This is a genomic window from Marinicella gelatinilytica, from assembly GCF_026410405.1.
Classification (GTDB): domain Bacteria; phylum Pseudomonadota; class Gammaproteobacteria; order Xanthomonadales; family Marinicellaceae; genus Marinicella; species Marinicella gelatinilytica.
The window spans coordinates 58,272-76,798 of sequence record NZ_JAPMLN010000006.1; the positions used below are offsets into that span (position 1 = coordinate 58,272).

15 protein-coding genes and 1 pseudogene are annotated in these 18,527 nt (G+C 41.4%); 2 read left to right on the forward strand and 14 right to left on the reverse strand.

The genetic code is table 11. The features are described 5' to 3' along the window. Positions 1-2 precede the first annotated feature (2 nt). The 3 genes from rlmD to OS173_RS05395 all read right to left on the reverse strand — a co-directional run bounded on the left by rlmD (position 3) and on the right by OS173_RS05395 (position 3,984). Positions 3-1,328 (reverse strand): 23S rRNA (uracil(1939)-C(5))-methyltransferase RlmD, encoded by a 1,326-nt coding sequence (gene rlmD / locus OS173_RS05385; RefSeq protein WP_267183246.1) that lies wholly within the window; start codon positions 1,326-1,328, stop codon positions 3-5. Between the two features lie 3 nt (positions 1,329-1,331). Beyond that, a complete protein-coding gene (locus OS173_RS05390) occupies positions 1,332-1,946 on the reverse strand; it encodes a DUF1318 domain-containing protein (RefSeq protein ID WP_267183247.1) in 615 nt (204 codons plus the stop codon). A gap of 82 nt (positions 1,947-2,028) precedes the next feature. Beyond that, on the reverse strand, positions 2,029-3,984 hold the full coding sequence (locus tag OS173_RS05395) for a hypothetical protein (RefSeq protein WP_267183248.1): 1,956 nt from the start codon (positions 3,982-3,984) through the stop codon (positions 2,029-2,031). Positions 3,985-4,056: 72 nt separating this feature from the next. Here OS173_RS05395 and OS173_RS05400 point away from each other — a divergent pair, with 72 nt between their 5' ends. After that, positions 4,057-4,761 carry a response regulator gene (locus OS173_RS05400; RefSeq protein ID WP_267183249.1) on the forward strand — a complete coding sequence of 235 codons (705 nt, stop codon included), beginning with the start codon at positions 4,057-4,059 and terminating at the stop codon, positions 4,759-4,761. Between the two features lie 8 nt (positions 4,762-4,769). Here OS173_RS05400 and OS173_RS05405 read toward each other — a convergent pair whose 3' ends face one another. The 5 genes and pseudogenes from OS173_RS05405 to hisC form a co-directional block, all read right to left on the reverse strand. Then, a complete protein-coding gene (locus OS173_RS05405) occupies positions 4,770-5,066 on the reverse strand; it encodes an integration host factor subunit beta (RefSeq protein ID WP_267183337.1) in 297 nt (98 codons plus the stop codon). Between the two features lie 118 nt (positions 5,067-5,184). Continuing rightward, positions 5,185-6,843 (reverse strand): 30S ribosomal protein S1, encoded by a 1,659-nt coding sequence (rpsA, locus tag OS173_RS05410; RefSeq protein ID WP_267183250.1) that lies wholly within the window; start codon positions 6,841-6,843, stop codon positions 5,185-5,187. Between the two features lie 136 nt (positions 6,844-6,979). Continuing rightward, positions 6,980-7,669, reverse strand: coding sequence for a (d)CMP kinase (cmk, locus tag OS173_RS13390; RefSeq protein WP_456085700.1), 690 nt, complete (start codon positions 7,667-7,669; stop codon positions 6,980-6,982). Between the two features lie 15 nt (positions 7,670-7,684). Beyond that, a pseudogene (gene aroA, locus OS173_RS13395) lies at positions 7,685-8,962 on the reverse strand (3-phosphoshikimate 1-carboxyvinyltransferase); the annotation flags it as partial. Between the two features lie 4 nt (positions 8,963-8,966). Then, positions 8,967-10,082, reverse strand: coding sequence for a histidinol-phosphate transaminase (gene hisC / locus OS173_RS05425; protein WP_323373174.1), 1,116 nt, complete (start codon positions 10,080-10,082; stop codon positions 8,967-8,969). Positions 10,083-10,268: 186 nt separating this feature from the next. On the opposite strand from hisC, the gene hemN reads away from it, so the two are divergent. Continuing rightward, complete coding sequence (hemN, locus tag OS173_RS05430; RefSeq protein ID WP_267183251.1) at positions 10,269-11,669, forward strand: oxygen-independent coproporphyrinogen III oxidase; 1,401 nt, start codon at positions 10,269-10,271, stop codon at positions 11,667-11,669. 23 nt (positions 11,670-11,692) lie between these two features. Here hemN and OS173_RS05435 read toward each other — a convergent pair whose 3' ends face one another. The 6 genes from OS173_RS05435 to nuoN are packed head-to-tail and all read right to left on the reverse strand — an operon-like array spanning position 11,693 to position 18,527. After that, positions 11,693-13,093, reverse strand: coding sequence for a tetratricopeptide repeat protein (locus OS173_RS05435; protein ID WP_267183252.1), 1,401 nt, complete (start codon positions 13,091-13,093; stop codon positions 11,693-11,695). A gap of 43 nt (positions 13,094-13,136) precedes the next feature. Further along, positions 13,137-14,213 carry a peptide chain release factor 1 gene (gene prfA, locus OS173_RS05440; protein ID WP_267183253.1) on the reverse strand — a complete coding sequence of 359 codons (1,077 nt, stop codon included), beginning with the start codon at positions 14,211-14,213 and terminating at the stop codon, positions 13,137-13,139. Further along, positions 14,203-15,447: a glutamyl-tRNA reductase gene (gene hemA / locus OS173_RS05445; protein ID WP_267183254.1), complete on the reverse strand. Its 1,245-nt coding sequence runs from the start codon at positions 15,445-15,447 to the stop codon at positions 14,203-14,205. The genes prfA and hemA overlap by 11 nt, the downstream gene beginning before the upstream one ends. 30 nt (positions 15,448-15,477) lie before the next feature. Further along, positions 15,478-16,575, reverse strand: coding sequence for a 5-(carboxyamino)imidazole ribonucleotide synthase (locus tag OS173_RS05450; protein ID WP_267183255.1), 1,098 nt, complete (start codon positions 16,573-16,575; stop codon positions 15,478-15,480). Further along, on the reverse strand, positions 16,572-17,075 hold the full coding sequence (gene purE / locus OS173_RS05455) for a 5-(carboxyamino)imidazole ribonucleotide mutase (RefSeq protein WP_267183256.1): 504 nt from the start codon (positions 17,073-17,075) through the stop codon (positions 16,572-16,574). Before purE ends, OS173_RS05450 begins: the two co-directional genes overlap by 4 nt. Positions 17,076-17,078: 3 nt before the next feature. Then, on the reverse strand, positions 17,079-18,527 hold the full coding sequence (gene nuoN / locus OS173_RS05460; RefSeq protein WP_267183257.1) for an NADH-quinone oxidoreductase subunit NuoN: 1,449 nt from the start codon (positions 18,525-18,527) through the stop codon (positions 17,079-17,081).

The window sequence follows — 18,527 nt, forward strand, 5'->3', positions numbered from 1 at the left end:
ATTTAATGTCGTTTAAACACAGCCATGGATTCTACATGAGAGGTATGAGGAAACATGTCCATGACACCGGCTGCTTGCATATTAAACCCAAACTCATGTACCAGGCGTTTACTGTCTCTCGCTAAGCTCGCCGGATGACATGAAACGTATACCAGTGTATCTGCAGAAGACTGAGCAATAAGCGGTAAAATATCCCATGCACCACTGCGAGGTGGGTCAATTAACACATGACTGTAATCTTGTTGGAGCCACGAGCTTTGGCTATGATCTTTGGTTAAATCTGCGGTGAAAAATTCAACATTATTTAATCCATTCAATGTTGCATTGTGACGCGCCCGTTCCACCAACTGCTGATCACCCTCAACGCCTGTTACTTGATGACTATGTCGTGCCAGCGGCAAAGTAAAATTACCTAAACCACAAAACAAATCAAGCACTTTGGCGTCACTGTTTAATTCCATGGTTGATAATACCCGAGCGATCATTTTTTCGTTCATGGCCTGATTGACTTGAATAAAATCATTGGGCAGAAATTCGTAACGCAGATTTTCTTGCGGCAACATAAATGACAATGCCTGATAATCACTTTGTAGCGGAATAACGGTATCTGGCCCTTTTGACTGCAGAAAAAGCTGAATGTTATGGTCTTTAGCAAATTGTTTTAATAAGCCCACGTCATCATCAGACAATGCCCGCATATGACGCATTATCAAGGCCGGCTGTTGCTCACTTAGGGCACACTCAACTTGGGGAATATGGGTTTTGATTGACATCTTTAAAACCAACTCTTGTAGTGGTTTAATGAGATTTGCTAAAGGCTTTTCTAACACCAGACAATTGTCCATATCAGCCACAAACCGACCATTTTTTTCACGAAAACCCACTAGAACTTTATCTTTACCCGGAACCCATTTAACACTCAATCGTGCGCGACGCCGATAATACCAATGTCGATCACTCAAATGCGGTAACCATGTGTTGGGTTGCACCTCGGCCATTTTCTCTAAATTCGATTTTAAGGTGTTGAATTTAAATTCAATTTGCTTATCGTCACTGACATGCATCATGGTACAACCATTACAACGATCATAAAACTCACACAGCGGATCAACACGATCAGGTGAGTGGTTTTCAATGGTTTCTGCAGTGGCTTCATCAAAATGCCTAGTCCGCCGATTCAATTTTGCCGTGACTTTTTCACCGGGTAAGGCATTTTGGACAAATACCACTTTATCATGATGCCGAGCAATACCGCGCCCATCATGGCTTAAATCAGTGATGTCCAGCTCGATTGGTTCTTGCGGTAAACGTTGACGTCTTCGTGTCATAACTTATTTACTCACCCATCGACCGGAATTATCTTGGTACAACCAGCCGGATTGTGCCTGCGCAATCCACTGCTTGACGAAAGCTTGTCGCACTTGATCTTCCCATTCAGGGTGGTCATTGGCAATTGCCATTTCACGGTATAAAGCAATGCGATCACGATTTTCATCGGCCACCACTTTTTTGACTGCTTGGCGGTCTTTTAAATCTAACTGATCAATATTAACAATTTCAACCAAACCATCATTGCTGAACCCCACCACATTTTTATTTAAATATTCACGCAAATAATCACTCACGCGCTGCTTCATACGAGCAGTAATGGCATCAATGGCCGGTGACGATAATGTAATGTCAGCACTCGGCTGAGCGTGGGCACTGCCTATAATAAAGTTGATTGGATTAATGGCCGCTAAAAATGAAGTTTTCGATTTATTGTTATAAAAGCCTTGCGGGTTATCCTGAGGGTCACTATTTTGCTGTTCTTCTTGTAACACATCACGCACAATTTTTTCTGCAGCTGACTCCATCTCAGCAGCCGGAAAATACACATTGATGGTGACACAAGCTGCCACCACTAAAAAACTAAATAAAACAGTTGATCGATACCATTTATTCATAGGAACTCTCCTCTAAAAAAGCTTATTATAACGAAAAGGGGTTAACGGTGACTGAATTAAAAAAACCTTTATCTGAACATTGTTACGAATCATAGCTGGCATTTAACAATCGACTGATAAAGACATCCCAATCAATTTCACGCGCATAACCCACAATATTAATTTTTGGCAGACCACCACCTTCAATGATGGTGAAACGACCATCTTGATTATCCAATCCACCAATTTGGCATACTGAATTATGAAGTCTACAGCTCAACATGATTTTTTTATATTTAAACTGTTCAAAGAACCTTAAAAAAGTCCTGGATAAAGCACCTTTAATGCCACCAATGGCAGAAATATTTTCGATGGCGCGTTGACTAATGGTTTGTTTGGTTGATGGAGCGGCAACACTGTAGATGGTGGCATCCATGCGATCCACTTTCCAATTGGTTATTCGCAAATGATTTATGTTGCCCGATAAGCGACCGGTTATTAATCCAAAATCATAAGTTTTTGTCAATAATGCCAAATCCAGCATATCAATATCCACATCAGCAGCAACCACCGGTGCCACGCCAAATAAACGTTCCATAGATAGGTTTTCAAATCGAATGGAGCCATCAAACACGGATAAATGCAAGGTACCGGCAAACTCAATGACATTACCGGATTTAACCATACCTGGTAATTGACCGCTAATCTGTCCCGCTAATTCGGGCCAATTCAAAGCCTCAGAAATGGGTAACAGAGATATGGGTTCTATTTCAGCATCCATTTTGACAGACGCCGGCGTCTCAGCCATAAAATCACTGACAATTAACCTATCAATCACCAGCGCACCGTCGAAAATTGGAAATTGATGACGCCCGTATAAGCTAAAAACATCTTCACTGAGATTGAAATTCATGGTTGCGGCAGACATCGGCAAACCTGATAGGCTAAGTGATTGCCAACTGACATTGGACGGTTGGCTGACCTGATGCCATTGCCAGTCCACCTTTCCTTGTAATCCTATAATGGCTAATTTTCGCTTTTCATTGATAAAAGAAAAATCTTTAAAATCTGTGACTATATGGTCAATTCGACTGTGTTCACCGGTAACAGATAGTATAAACCCGCCATTGGCCTGGTTTTTACTAAATCCATAAATTTCCAATACACTATTGGCTATGTGCTTATTCACCATGGCACTGTCATTAATTTCCAGACGCAACTGCCATAACCCAAAATCAAAGTTGCTGTTAAGATTGAACTCTCCAGATGCCTGAAAGGCTGTTTGATGAGCAAGTCCCCAGTTAATAAGATACTGATCATGACTCATATCGATGTTGAGTGTCAGAATTAACGGGAATTCAGAGAAGTTAATATAAACCTGTTTAAGCAGTGCTTCACCTTCAGCAATCACTAACTCAGCAGTCAGATTCTGCTGTGACATATCCCAGATAAAATTCATTGTACCATTAAGCCCTAAAGCAATTAAATCATCACTGTGCTCATAATCCAAACCCATAAACTCAATACCATTAATGCTTTCCACAATTCCTTGGTCTAAGTTTACAGAAACATCACCATTGGCATTTGCCGACAGGTTATTTTTAATGGCTGTGAATAAGGGTGGCAACCATTTTTTTATCGGTAAATTGTTAAGCGTTATGTTTTGTCTTTGTCGAGCACTGTCATAACTTAAAACCATGGTATTATCAGAGTCAACGGCATCTATATTAAGTATTTGATTAACCACATCATAGTGAACTTGGCCGGTTAACTGCAGTCTATTTTGTTGTAAATCAAAAGCCAGATTAGCCTGTTGACAATGGTGGGAAGGATAAACCGCTATGCTGCCTTGGCACTGATAATTTATATTATCCACAATAATGTCCGGTGCCATAAATAGTTTATCGACAGTAATAACAGTCTGTTCTGACTGGTTTTTAATATCTAATCCGGATAAACGAAATTGTGGATTTTCTGCCCACAAAGTATATGAAGTACATATTAATAGCAAACACAAAACTTCCATGGTGAATCGCTTTAATCGTTGTTTATTGATCATTAACCTGCTTGCTTTTTTTTAATTTCATCGGTAATCTTCTAACTATTCAGAACAACACAAGGAATTGTAAAAATGAATCAAATACACATTTTAGTGGTGGATGATAACCACATTAACCGTTTATATTTAAAAACTATTTTAACCCAATGGCATCACCATGTCACTGCAGTCGACAGTGGTGCTGATGCTTTATCTGCTTGTCGACAACAGGAATTTGACCTCATCTTAATGGATATTCGCATGCAACCCATGGATGGCGTCACAGCAGCTGCCAACATCAAAAAATTAAGCACTTATAAACAAACACCCATTATTGCGGTTTCTGCAGAAACATTTCAATATACGGACCATTCTCAGTTTGATGGCAGCTTAATTAAACCTATCAACAAAGACGCTTTACAACAGCTTATTACAGAGGTCTCCAATCAAACCAATAAAAAGCAAAAAACTTTATTTGATGAATCAAAGGCTTTGTCCATTTCTCATGAGGACAGTAAAATCGTTAGGAGATTACGGACACTGTTTATCGAAGAATTACCCTCTGAAATTATTGCCATAGAACATCTACATCAATCAGCTTCATGGCTTGAATTGGATAATCAGCTTCATCATTTATTAGGCTCAACACGGGTATGTGCTGCTGTTACATTGGCTGAAAAAATTGATAACTACCGCCAACATTTAGCAGCTGGTTGTTTTGATCAATTAGATGTCTATTTAACGGAATTAACAGATGCGGCTCAGGATATTTTAGACTATGACGCTCAATCAAGATAGGCTTAAGCTCATTTCCCCACTTGATCTTTAACACGTTCTTTTAAATCTTTTCCAGGCTTAAAGTGAGGCGCGTATTTAGCACCTAATGGAACCGGCTCACCAGTCTTAGGATTTCGACCCATACGAGGCTTTCTTTCTCGCAAAGTAAAACTGCCAAAACCGCGTATTTCAATACGTTGGCCTTGCGAGATTGATGTGCTCATATATTGTATAAGCTCTTTGACAGACAGGCTGACATCAGATTTCGACAATTCACTTTGCGCGAATTTCTCTGATAAAATCTCTATTAATTCTGAACGGGTTATGGAATCTTTCATTGTTTGTTAATTATAACTAAACTGAGAATAATATAAAGACTAATTTAAAAAGAAATAAAAAAGGCGACCCCGAAGAGTCGCCTTTAAGAACTTAATAATAAACGTTTTAATCGTCCATTTTTTCTTTCAGTAAGTCACCTAAGCTGGTGGTACCTGAAGCGCCTTTTTTGTATTCATCCAAAACGTCTTTTAACTCGTCATTTTCCTTGGCCTTAACGGATAAGACCAACATTTTCTTACGACGATCCATAGAAACAAATTTAGCTTCTACTTTATCTCCGACAGAGTAAACTTCACTCACATCTTCTGTACGTTCTTTTGCTACATCAAAAGCTTTAATGATACCGTTAACACCATCTTCAAGTTCTAATACCGCTTGTTTTTCATCCACTTCGATGACTTCACCTGTTACCAAAGAACCTTTGGGATTGTTGGCAACAAAAGAACCAAACGGATCTTGTTCTAACTGCTTAATTCCTAATGAAACACGCTCTCTTTCTGCATCAATAATCAGGACAACGGCTTTCACCAAGTCGCCTTTCTTATAATTGCGAATGGCTTGTTCACCGGCATCAGACCATGAAATATCAGATAAATGAACCAATCCGTCAATACCGCCTTCTAAGCCGATAAAGATACCAAAGTCAGTAATGGATTTGATTTTACCCTCAATAACATCACCTTTTTGTGCATTTTCAGAGAAGATAACCCAAGGATTCGGCTTACATTGTTTCATGCCCAAAGAGATACGACGCTTGCCTTCTTCGATATCCAGAATACAAACTTCAACTTCATCGCCCGGTTGTACAACTTTCGCCGGATTAATGTTTTTGTTGGTCCAGTCTATTTCTGAAACGTGTACCAAACCTTCGATACCATCTTCAATTTCAACGAAACAACCATAATCCGTGATGTTAGTAACCCGACCAAAGTGGCGCGAACCAACAGGATGACGGCGTGACAAATCTTTCCATGGATCTTCACCAAGCTGTTTCAGGCCTAAGGATACACGTTGACTTTCTTTATCGAATTTCAAGACACGCACTTCTAACTCTTGTCCAATCTCAACCACTTCTGATGGGTGATTAACGCGTTTCCAAGACATATCAGTGATGTGCAATAAACCATCAATACCGCCTAAATCTAAGAACGCACCATAATCGGTTAAGTTCTTAACAATACCTTTAACAATGGCGCCATCTTCCAACGACTCCAGCAATTTCTCGCGTTCTTCAGAGTATTCAGATTCGACCACTGCACGTCGTGAAACAACCACGTTATTGCGTTTTTGGTCTAATTTAATGACTTTAAATTCCAGGTCTTTGCCTTCTAAATAGCCAGGATCGCGTACCGGACGGACATCCACCAACGAACCGGGTAAGAACGCTCTGATGTCTTTCAATTCAACTGTAAAGCCACCACGGACTTTAGAGGTGATTTGGCCAATAACAATTTGATCTGTTTCCATGGCAATTCGTAGCTGATCCCATACCAACATACGTTTGGCTTTTTCACGGGATAAGACAGTCTCACCGAAACCATTTTCATATTTTTCCAATGCCACTTCGACAATATCGCCGATACTGACGGAATCATCATCACCACCAAACTCTTCTAAAGGAATAACACCTTCAGATTTTAAGCCGGCATCAACAACAGCAAAACCGTTTTCAATATCAACAACGGTGCCTTTTACAATGGATCCGGGGACAATGTTTTTTTCGGCCAGGTCTTGGTCGAGGAGTGTTTCAAAATTTTCGCTCATATAATTTTCCGGTAAACTTATGACTTGAGGTTTACCTTGTCTTCTGCATCAGTTTGCACCAATGCTCGTTAGTTGTGGCTACTAAAGTAACCGCTCAAAATAGGACAACATCGTTTAGAAATAATGCCTTGCTAAGTCACTGGCTAATGGTTTTATTAACCAATGACATCACGTACTCAAACACTTGTTCAATGCTCATCTCACCGGTATCAATGGTAATGGCATCTAGAGCCGGTACCAAAGGTGCCACGCGGCGGCTTGAATCCCGTGCATCACGCGCTTCGATGTCCTTTAAAAGGTCGCGGATTTTAACATTGACGCCGGAGTTTTGCAATTGTTTATGCCTTCTTTCTGCACGAATTGTCGGAGATGCTGTTAAAAATAATTTCAAGGGCGCATTTTTAAACACCACCGTACCCATGTCGCGCCCATCGGCCACTAACCCCGGCGGTTTCAAAAAAGCTTGTTGACGGTGTAAAAGCGCTTGTCTAACGGCTGCCACAGGCGCCACCAGTGAGGCCACTTTGGCACACTGTTCGCTGCGTAATTGGGCTGTTACATTGTTATCAGCTAAATAGATTTCGGTGTTGCCATTATCGGTCACCACAAATCGCAAATCTAATTGGTTGGCTGCATTAACCCAGGTTGTTTCATCGGCGTCAACCAAATCATCATTAATCACTTGCAGAGCCAGCGCGCGATAAATGGCACCTGAGTCCAACAAATGCCAACCAAGTGATTGAGCCAATTGACTACATAATGTGCCTTTGCCAACCCCTGAGGGGCCATCCACCGCAATCACAGGGAGCGGCCGCTGCACAGACACATCTAAATCCCTCAGTACCTGGAAAAAATTTGGAAATGAGGTGTTGATATTTTGACAACCGCGTACTGATATGGCTTTATTTGATAACGCTGAGGCCACCAGAAAACTCATGGCACATCGATGATCACCTTCACCATCGACAATTCCGGAGGTTAATTCACCACCGTGAATGATGACACCATCGGCCTGTTCTTGACAGTTTATACCCAATATTTGTAAGCCCTGACACATGACATGAATGCGGTCGCTTTCCTTATGACGCAATTCTTCAGCACCGGACAATCGGGTGGTGCCTTTGGCTAAAGCTGCAGCAATAAATAATATGGGAAACTCATCAATGGCAGAAGGAATTAATTCTCTCGGGATATCAATGCCCCGTAATGCGCTGCTTTTAATCCGTAAACAAGCCACCGGCTCACCGCCCTGCTCACTTTGATTAAATACCTCAATATCACCACCCATGCGCTGTAAAATCTCAACGACGGCTGATCGGGTGGGATTTATGCTGACTTGTTCAATGACAAAATCAGCTTGTGGGTGCAATAATCCCAATACCATAAAAAATGCAGCTGAAGAAATATCACCCGGCACCTGGATGTTTTGAGCGACCAGTTTATCAGGAGGCGTAATGGTCACGGTCAAACCATCCCGTTTAACATCACAACCAAATCCTTGTAGCATGGTTTCAGTATGGTCTCGTGATAACAGAGGCTCCGTTACTGAGGTCTTACCGTTGGCATATATACCGGCTAATAATATGGCACTTTTCACCTGAGCACTGGCAACCGGGCTTATATAGTTTATCCCCTTTAAAGCAACTGCCGGGGTAAATCTTAATGGTGCAGTATGATCGTTTGAAGCTATCATTGCACCCATTTGTGATAAAGGCTCAATGATGCGTTTCATGGGCCTGACACTCAAAGACTCATCGCCCACCAGGGTACTGGCAAAAGATTGAGCCGCCAATAACCCCGACAATAAACGCATACCGGTACCGGCGTTACCGCAATCCAAATCTTTATCAGGTTCTTTTAATCCATGTAAACCCACACCATGCACCAAATAGCCGTCCTCAAGTGCCTCAATATGAACACCCAATGCCTGCATAATTTGCATGGTTGCGATGCAGTCTTCAGATTCTAAAAAACCCGAGACATGGCTTTGACCTTCACTGATGGCTGCTAAAATCATAGAACGGTGAGAAATGGATTTATCACCCGGAACCCTTATTTCACCTCTGAGCTGTAAAGGAGACTGTAACCGAAACGTATCTTGAGGATTTATATCAGGCATCGGACTAACGACAAGCTGCTGGTAATAGCTTAGTTAACCGTTGCATCTGAGCTTCAGTTCCAATGGTTATGCGTAAACTGTCAGACAAGCCATAGTTAGCCACAGGTCTTGTGATGATACCATTGTGCAAAAGATGCTCATAAATGGGCATGGCATCCTGCTGAAAGTCAATCAACAAAAAATTACCTTTTGATGGCACATATCGCAAATTCAAATCATCACAACAATCCGTCAAAAGTGTCAATCCGTGACTGTTAACAGCCATTGATTGACGAATAAAATCATTATCATTGATGGCGGCTTCTGCTGCTTTAAGCGCCAAAGAATTGACATTAAAGGGTTGTCGAATGCGATTGAGGACATTGGCTATATCGGGATGGCTTAAACTGTAACCAACGCGAAGCCCTGCCAATCCATAAGCTTTTGAAAAAGTTCGAGTCACCACTAAATTAGGGAATTCTTTTAACCACAAACTACCATCAACACGTTCTGCTTCTGGTGAATACTCTAAATAAGCCTCATCGAGAACCACAATCACATCTTCAGGTACTTGTCTGATAAATTGATACAAAGCTTGTTTTGATAAAAATGATCCGGTGGGATTATTCGGATTAGCGATAAATATTAATCGTGTTTGCTCATCGATGGCTGCCACCATGGCATCTAAATCACATCCCAGAGGTGACTCACTATCCCAACCCAGAGCCGGAATCATTTTATGAGTTGCACCAATGGCCTGAATGGCAATCGGATAAACCGCAAAACTATATTGAGAATAAATGGCATTATGAGCCGCTGATAAAAATGCTTCTGCCAGTAACACCAAAACATCATTAGAACCATTGCCTAAAGTAATCTGCTCCATGCCGACACCATGTTTTTCTGCCAAGGCTTTTTTTAAGTCAAAGCCATTTCCATCTGGATATAACGCCAACTCGGGCAACAGTTTTTCTATGGCAGCCATACCTTGAGGGCTCGGGCCTAAGGGGTTTTCATTGGAAGCCAATTTAATAATGTTATCAATACCCAATTCACGTTCCAACTCGCTGATGGGCTTACCGGGAATATAGGGCTTTAATTTTTGCACACCGGGGACTGCCAGGGCTTTAAAATCAGACATCAAATTGCTCATTTAGGAAAGCTTGCTATTGTGCCGATGTTACCCCAATAAAGCAAGTCAGCTACTGGCTAATCAGGGATAAAATAACCGCAAAACAAAGCCTCGTTTGCCCTAAAATTGACTCATATCATGATATCAAAACTGTAATCACCTATAATGACGTTTTTGTGAATTTAGTCGTGGATTATGAGCTTGCAACAACCTTTAACTGTAAAATTTGATAAGGATCTGATTAAGAAATATAACTTAACCGGTCCCCGCTATACATCTTACCCGACAGCCGTTGTCTTTAATGACAGTTACGACGAACAAGCCCATTTAGATAACTTGAAAAGTCAATACCAAACTGCGGCTCAACAACCACTGTCTTTATACTTTCATATTCCGTTTTGCGATACCCTGTGCTTCTTTTGCGCCTGTAATAAAATAACCACAAAAAAACGTGACAAAGCTGATACTTACATAGACTTTTTAGAGCAGGAAATTAAGCTTCAATCAGCCCATATTCCAGACACCCGCGTCGTCGAGCAGTTGCATTTTGGCGGCGGAACACCCACCTTCTTGACAGCTCCGCAACACCACCGATTAATGGCTTTAATTGATCAGCATTTTACTTTATTAAATGATGACCGCCGTGATTATTCCATTGAGATTGATCCCCGTGAAGCTGATGAGGCGACCATTCAACGTCTAGTCGATACCGGTTTCAATCGATTTTCAATGGGGGTTCAGGATGTTCAGGAAAAGGTACAAAAAGCCGTCAATCGCATTCAACCGATCAGCATGACCCGTACCGTTATTGAAGCATGTCGCGCACACAACGCCAAATCCATTAACGTGGATCTTATTTATGGCTTGCCATTTCAGACCTTGCAATCTTTTGAAGACACCCTGGAACAGATTGTTGAATTATCACCGGATCGGCTATCGGTATTTAACTATGCCCACATGCCGCATTTATTTATGCCGCAAAAACGTATTTCTGAAGCGGACTTACCTTCAGCAGACGAAAAATTAGACATTCTGCAAATGACCATCCAAAAGTTAGCCGACGCAGGTTATGTTTACATTGGTATGGATCATTTTGCCAAACCCACCGATGAACTGGCTTTGGCACAACAAAATGGTACTTTGCAACGTAATTTTCAAGGTTACACCACCCATGCCGATTGTGATTTATTGGCCATGGGTGTCAGCGCCATCAGTCTTTTCAATAATAGCTTTAGTCAGAACATCAAAACTTCAGACAAATACTATCAACAGTTAAATGACGGTCATATTCCCATTATGAAAGGCTATCGTCTTTCCGACGATGATCTTATTCGCCGTCAGGTGATTCAGGATTTATCTTGTCATTTCCTTATAAACAAAAATAATTTAGAACAGCGCTTTGGTATCAATTTTGATAATTATTTTGCAAATGAATTAAACACTTTACAATCGATGGCAGAAGACGGTTTAATCGATATGACTCAGGATAACATTCAAGTCAGCGCTAAAGGCCGTTTACTGATTCGCAATGTTTGTATGGTGTTTGATGCGTACTTAAAACCCGCCTCTAAACAACAGTTTTCCAGGGTTATCTAAGCGACAACATGTTTTCGCAGGTTTTATGGCTTATCCGACTGTCGCTGTTGTTGTTTTTGGCGTATAAAATCTGCTTCTTGAGATTTGTTTTGGGCCTCCAGCACCTCGATTAAGTGCTCATAGGTTTCTTCACTGTAATTGCTCTGCGCAAGTGCTTCACGCAGATAATGCTCGGCTTTCAACAAATCACCGCGCTTAAAATGCACCCAACCCATGGAATCCAAAATCGCTGAATTATTAGGTTTCAATTCGTTGGCTTGACTAATATAATCTAACGCTAAATCCAAATTCATGTCATTATCAGCCCAGGTATAACCGAGGGCATTTAAAGCATCTGCATGCTCGGGATCCTGTTCAATAATGGTTCTTAAATCCCGTTCTGCATCTGTCACATTATTTTGCTCTGCATAGATTAAAGCTCGAAAATACAGTAAATCCGGTTGTTCTTTAAAAAAACGTAAACCTTCGGATATCTCGGTAATGGCTTTTTCTAAGTCACCCTGGCTGTGGTGAAATTCTGCAACCATTTGGAATGCCGGAATTGCATGTTGTTGCGGTGCGTTTTGTACTTGCTTGAATAACACCATGGCTCGTTCAGGATTTTTCTGAGCCATATAAACTCGCCCTAACAATAATTTAGCCGGATAGATATGTTCTGCATCTTTAATCTCATTTAAAAGCGTTAACGCAGTATCATAATCATCTAACCACATGGCCACTTCACCGTAATCTAGCTTTTCCTCTGCAGTGAGTGCTTGGTCAGTTATCAGGCTTTTTAATGTCTTGTATTGATCCTTAGCTGAATCCATCTTTTCCTGTTGCAGTAATATCAAGATGTATTGATATAGCAAACGGGGCTCATCGCTGTGATTCTTTAATAAGTCTTCAGCGGCTTGTAATTGATTTTGTTGCATTTTCAAGGCGGCATATTGACTGATATAATCCACATTTGCTGGGGATTGTGATAACAACCATTGGTAGTCCTGTTCAGCCGCCAAAAAATTTTGATTAACTGATAATAATCGAGCTTGCCAATGCACGGTTGTTTCGGATTTATCTAATGCAACAGCTTGTTGGGCTATGGTAATCGCCTTATCAACTTCATTATGACGCATAAATAGTCGACTGAAACCCAACAGATGATCTGAAGATTGCTGAACCTGAGGTTGTTGGCTGGCTTGTGTGATGAGTGGTGTTGCATACTCAGCGGGTAATACCGCCAAAATCATACGAATATACTGCCAATGGCTATCCTCATCACCGGCTCCGGAAATCATGGCCTCTAACTGAGAGGCTGCTAATTCAAATTGTCTATCTCGAATGTTATCAATCACTTGTTTTTGAGATTTTTCCCAAACCGATTGTTCAATGGCGACAAATCCATTTTGGGTTGTTTTGGGTGATGGGCTTTGACATGCTGTCATCACAACAACTAAAAGTAACAGAATACAATGTTTGAAATGCATATTATTGACCAAGTTGTGCCAGCAAGTCAGCTTGATGCGCTTGCTTGAGCGGATTAATGATGGCTTCTAAATGACCTTCTACGATCTCACTTAACTGATATAAGGTCAAATTGATTCGATGATCAGTTATTCGACCCTGTGGATAATTATAAGTTCGGATTCTTTGAGATCGATCACCACTGCCTACTTGTAGTTTTCTTTGTTCAGATTGTTCAGAATGAATGGCTTGTTGCTCTGCAGCCAGTATGCGAGAGGCCAATAATGACATGGCTTTGGCTTTATTTTTGTGTTGTGATCGTTCATCCTGACATTCTACAACGGTATTGGTTGGTATATGGGTAATACGCACAGCTGAATCCGTGGTATTCACATGCTGGCCGCCCGCACCTGATGAACGAAACGTATCGATCCGTAAATCAGCAGGATTAATATCAATTGAAGTGGTTTGATTGACTTCAGGTAAAATCGCCACCGTACAAGCTGAGGTGTGTACCCGGCCCTGCGATTCAGTTTCGGGCACCCTTTGCACCCGATGGGTGCCGGATTCAAACTTTAAATCACCATAACAACCCGCCCCTTTGATCAAAGCAATGACTTCTTTGTAACCGCCATGTTCGCCTTCATTCATGCTCACCAATTCAGTAGACCAGCCCCGTTTTTCAGCGTATCGCATATACATACGAAACAAATCACCGGCAAAAATGGCTGCTTCATCTCCCCCGGTTCCGGCCCGCACTTCTAAATAAATATTTTTGTCATCATTGGGATCTTTAGGCACCAACAATACTTTAAGCGCGTCATCCAAACGACTTAGCTTTGCTTCATTTTCACGAACACTTTCTTGCGCTAAATCCTTAAGTTCTTTATCGGCCAACATCTCTTTGGCATCAACCAGCTCTTGCTGAGCTAACCGGTACTGACGATAGGTTTGAACAAGGGGTTCTAAATGAGCATATTCTTTGGATAAATCACGAAATTTATCTTGATTTGACATGACCTCAGGGTCAGCCAATAAATGCGTAATTTCTTCAAAGCGATCTTCTGCTATGGCTAATTTCTGGTTGACTTCAGGTGTCATTTTCTATTTCTAATTCAAGTAATTCAGCAATCATTTTAATGTGTTCCTCATTACCTGATTCTATCACTTTTCTAAGACCACTAATAACCGGGTGGGCAATTTTTTTGCTGACTTGATGAGCCAAAATTTCCATTTTTTGCATGACTTCGTCATCATTTTCGGACAGCTTTTTGGCTAATATTCGGTTTTTTTCTTTGTCCACCTTATTTTGATACTGTTGCAGTAAATTATGGTATTTTTTGCGTTGTAACCATTGCATATACAGCGCAGCTTCTGCTTCAATGATTCGGCGTGCTTCAACCACGGTATTCTGACGTCGACTCATGTTTTCGGTGATTACTTTCTGAAGATCATCCACTGCATACAAAAAAACGTCATCAAATGATCTAATGGAGTCTTCAATATCGCGTGGCACTGACAAATCAATCATTACCATCGGCCGATGTTTTCTCGATAGCAGCGCCTTTTTAACAGCTTGATGACTGATTAACGGCAGTGGACTTGCGGTGGCGGTAAATATCAAATCAAACTCAGACAAACGCGATTCCATATCATTTAACGGCATAACCCCGGTATCAAAAATTCGCGCCATTTTTTCCGCTTTACTGCGGGTCCGGTTGGTGAGGGTCATGTGGCCGGCTTGGTGATTAATTAAATACCGAATAACCAATTCAGAGGTTTCACCCGCACCCACCACCAGTATTTTTTGCTTTTGTAAATCACCGAATATTTGACGCCCTAATTGGACCGCACAATGCGCAACAGACACTGGGTTACGACCAATCTCAGTTTCAGAACGAACCAATTTTGCAGCTTTAAAGGCCATTTGAAACAGCTTATCAAGTGAGCTGTCTATGCGAACCTGTTTAGCCGCTTCAAAAGCGGTTTTTACCTGTCCTTGAATTTGGGTCTCACCCACCACCAGGGAATCTATCCCGGCAGTGACCGCAAATAAATGATTAACCGCCTGTTGGTTAGTCAATTTATAAATAACTTGATGGTTGTCTTGTTGGCCGAATAAAGACGAATAGTATTCCTCAAAATCTGAGGTTGAGCTCACTGATAAATAATACTCTGTGCGATTACAGGTGCTTAAAATAACGACAGCCTCAATCGATGGATGATCCAAAACAAGTTTAATGCGCTCTTGATAATCTGTTTCGGCAACCGTAAATCGCTCGCGGATGGCAATATCAGCGGTTTTATGATTCACTCCGAAAAGACAAATACTCATGTGATTGATGGTCGGGTGTTGATAAGGTGGTTACAACTGAACACCAAGTCGATTAACTAATTGCAATATCTTATCATGTAATTGTTGCGGATCTGGCGCTGTTAACGTGGCATGGCCAATTTTACGACCGGGTTTAGGTTGTTTTCCATAAACATGCCAATATAAGCCAACATCTGTTAAATGGTGTAATTGATCAGGAAAAGCGCCTATCCAATTTAGCATGGCTGCCATACCATCCATACCGGTATCACCTAAAGGTAAATCAAGCCCGGCGCGGAGATGATTCTCAAACTGAGAGGTATGAGCACCTTCGATGGTCCAATGACCGGAATTATGTACTCGTGGAGCAAACTCGTTGACCAAAACCTGATCCTTGGTTTGAAAAAACTCAATCACCATAACACCGACATATTGCAGAGACTCAGCCATTTTAATGGCATATTCAAATGCGGTGGCATCTAGATCGTTTGGTTTAGCGGGAACCATGGTGGTGGTTAAAATACCTTCTTTGTGTTTATTTTCACACAGTGGCCATGTTTTAATATCGCCGGATTGAGAACGGGCAACAATCACAGAAACTTCACGTTCAAAGGGCACCAATTGCTCAAGAATTAAATCTTTTTCAAACAGATTGCCGGGAATTTGGGTTAGATCCTGTTCATTTTTGATTAAATATTGGCCCTTACCATCGTAGCCCATGCGTCTGGTTTTTAAGATAGCAGAAAAACCAAATTTCTTAGCCGCGAATTTCAATTCGGATAAACCATTGATTGGTTCGAATTCGGCTGTAGGTACATTAATTGAGTGACAAAATTGTTTTTCAAGTAACCGATCTTGCGCGATTGCTAAGATATCAGGCGAGGGAAAAACCGGTTTCTTTTTTGCAATATTGCGTAATGTGTCAACCGGTACATTTTCAAAATCCAAGGTCACCAAGTCAACTTGCTGACAAAACTCTTCAATAGCAATTTCATTGTCATAATCCGCACTGATTAATCGCCCCACTTGACCGGCACATGCCGTTTCCTTCGGATCAAAAAAGACAAAATTAAAGCCCAAGGGATAACCGGCCAAAGCCATCATCCGAGCCAATTGCCCTCCCCCCAGTATGCCAATGGTTGGGGTCATGAGGGTTGTGCCGGATTTGGGTTATTCAGCACTTTCTCAGTTTGTTGTTGTCGATAACTGTTAAGTGCCTGTGCAATCTCTGAGTCCTGTAATGCCAAAATGGATGCAGCCGCCAGGGCTGCATTTTTAGCACCGGCAACACCAATACTCATGGTCATGACCGGAATACCTGCAGGCATTTGTACAATTGACAACAAAGAATCAATGCCATTGAGGGTTTTAGATTGAATCGGTACACCAATAACCGGCAACGCTGTTTTCGCTGCGACCATACCCGGTAAATGGGCGGCGCCACCGGCAGCGGCAATAATAACTTTTAGACCACGACCGGCTGCGGCAGCAGCATAATCCATTAATTTATCCGGTGTGCGGTGTGCAGAGACAACTTCTTGCTCGTAATTAACACCCAATTCATCCATTAATTTCGCAGTCTCATGCATGGTTTGCCAATCAGACTGCGAACCCATAATAAGACCTACTTGTACAGCTTGACTGTTCATTAATTACAACGATTGAGTGACATAAATACAATATTGAAACAGAACCGGCAAAATAACCAACAGACCCAATTGCGCCAACGCATTGACACTTAATATGGCCTTAACGTCAAAACTGACATCAATGGCTTGATCGGTTTCAGATTCATCAAAGTACATAACTTTAACAACCCGTAAGTAATAGAACGCTCCGATGACGGCAAAGATAACAGCGGTAACAGCTAACCAAATATAACCTTGGGCTATGATGGCCTGAAGTACATATAACTTAGCGAAGAAACCGACAAGCGGCGGTATCCCGGCCATTGAAAAAAGAATCAGCAACATTAAAAAAGCATACCAACCATTGCGTTGATTCAACCCTTTAAAGTCACTGATATTTTCAGCTTCAATGCCTTTTGTTGACAACAACATAATCAGACCAAAACCACCGACAGCCATAATCAGATAAACAATCATGTAAAACATCGACGCCGCAACGCCATCAGCACCACCAACAAAGCCCAGTAACATAAAGCCAATGTGAGAAATGGTTGAATAGGCAAACATACGCTTCAAGTTTTCTTGCTGTAACGCAAAAATGTTGCCAATGATAATAGACAAAATGGCGAGAGACGCCACCATGGGTTGCCAATAATCAAAAATATTCTCCATACCTTCGCTCAAAATACGTACCGCTAGAGCAAAAGCGGCAATCTTTGGCGCTGAAGAAAGAAATGTGGTGGTGGCAATTGGAGCCCCTTGATAAACATCCGGTAACCACATATGAAATGGCACGGCTCCTAATTTAAAAGCAATCCCAACCAATACAAAAATAAGACCTAACACCATCAGCATGTCATTATCTTGTCTAGCAATGGCAGAAGCCATTTCGTCTATTTGCAAGGTTCCTGTGGCGCCATATAACAACGACACGCCGTATAAGAACAAGCCAGAAGCCATGGCCCCTAAAATAAAATATTTCATGGCCGCTTCATTACCTTTTATGTCTGTTCTAGAGTAAGCCACCAATGCATAAGAACTTAACGCCACCAATTCCAAACCCAAATATAAGCTGATAAAGTTATAACCTGAGATCATCACCATACAGCCAAGAGTGGCAAACAGTAATAAGGCAAAATACTCGCCACGTACATTTTGATTGGTTCGCAATGATTGCTTAGCATAAAAGAATACGGCTATCATCAAAATATAGACCACAATCTTTAACATATCACCAAAACCATCTCGAATAAAGGTGCCGTTAAATAGTAATTGTCGACTAAACTCAACTGTAGCCACATGGTCTTTGGCAGTAATAATAATGGCAAACAGCATGGTCAATACCGATAAAAATACGATAAAGCCACCACCACTTTTATTTGTTGAATACAAACCAACAACCAGGACCACACAAGCCATCGCCAAAACCAATAGTTCCGGTAGCGCGGGAATTAATTCAGACCATCCAAACAT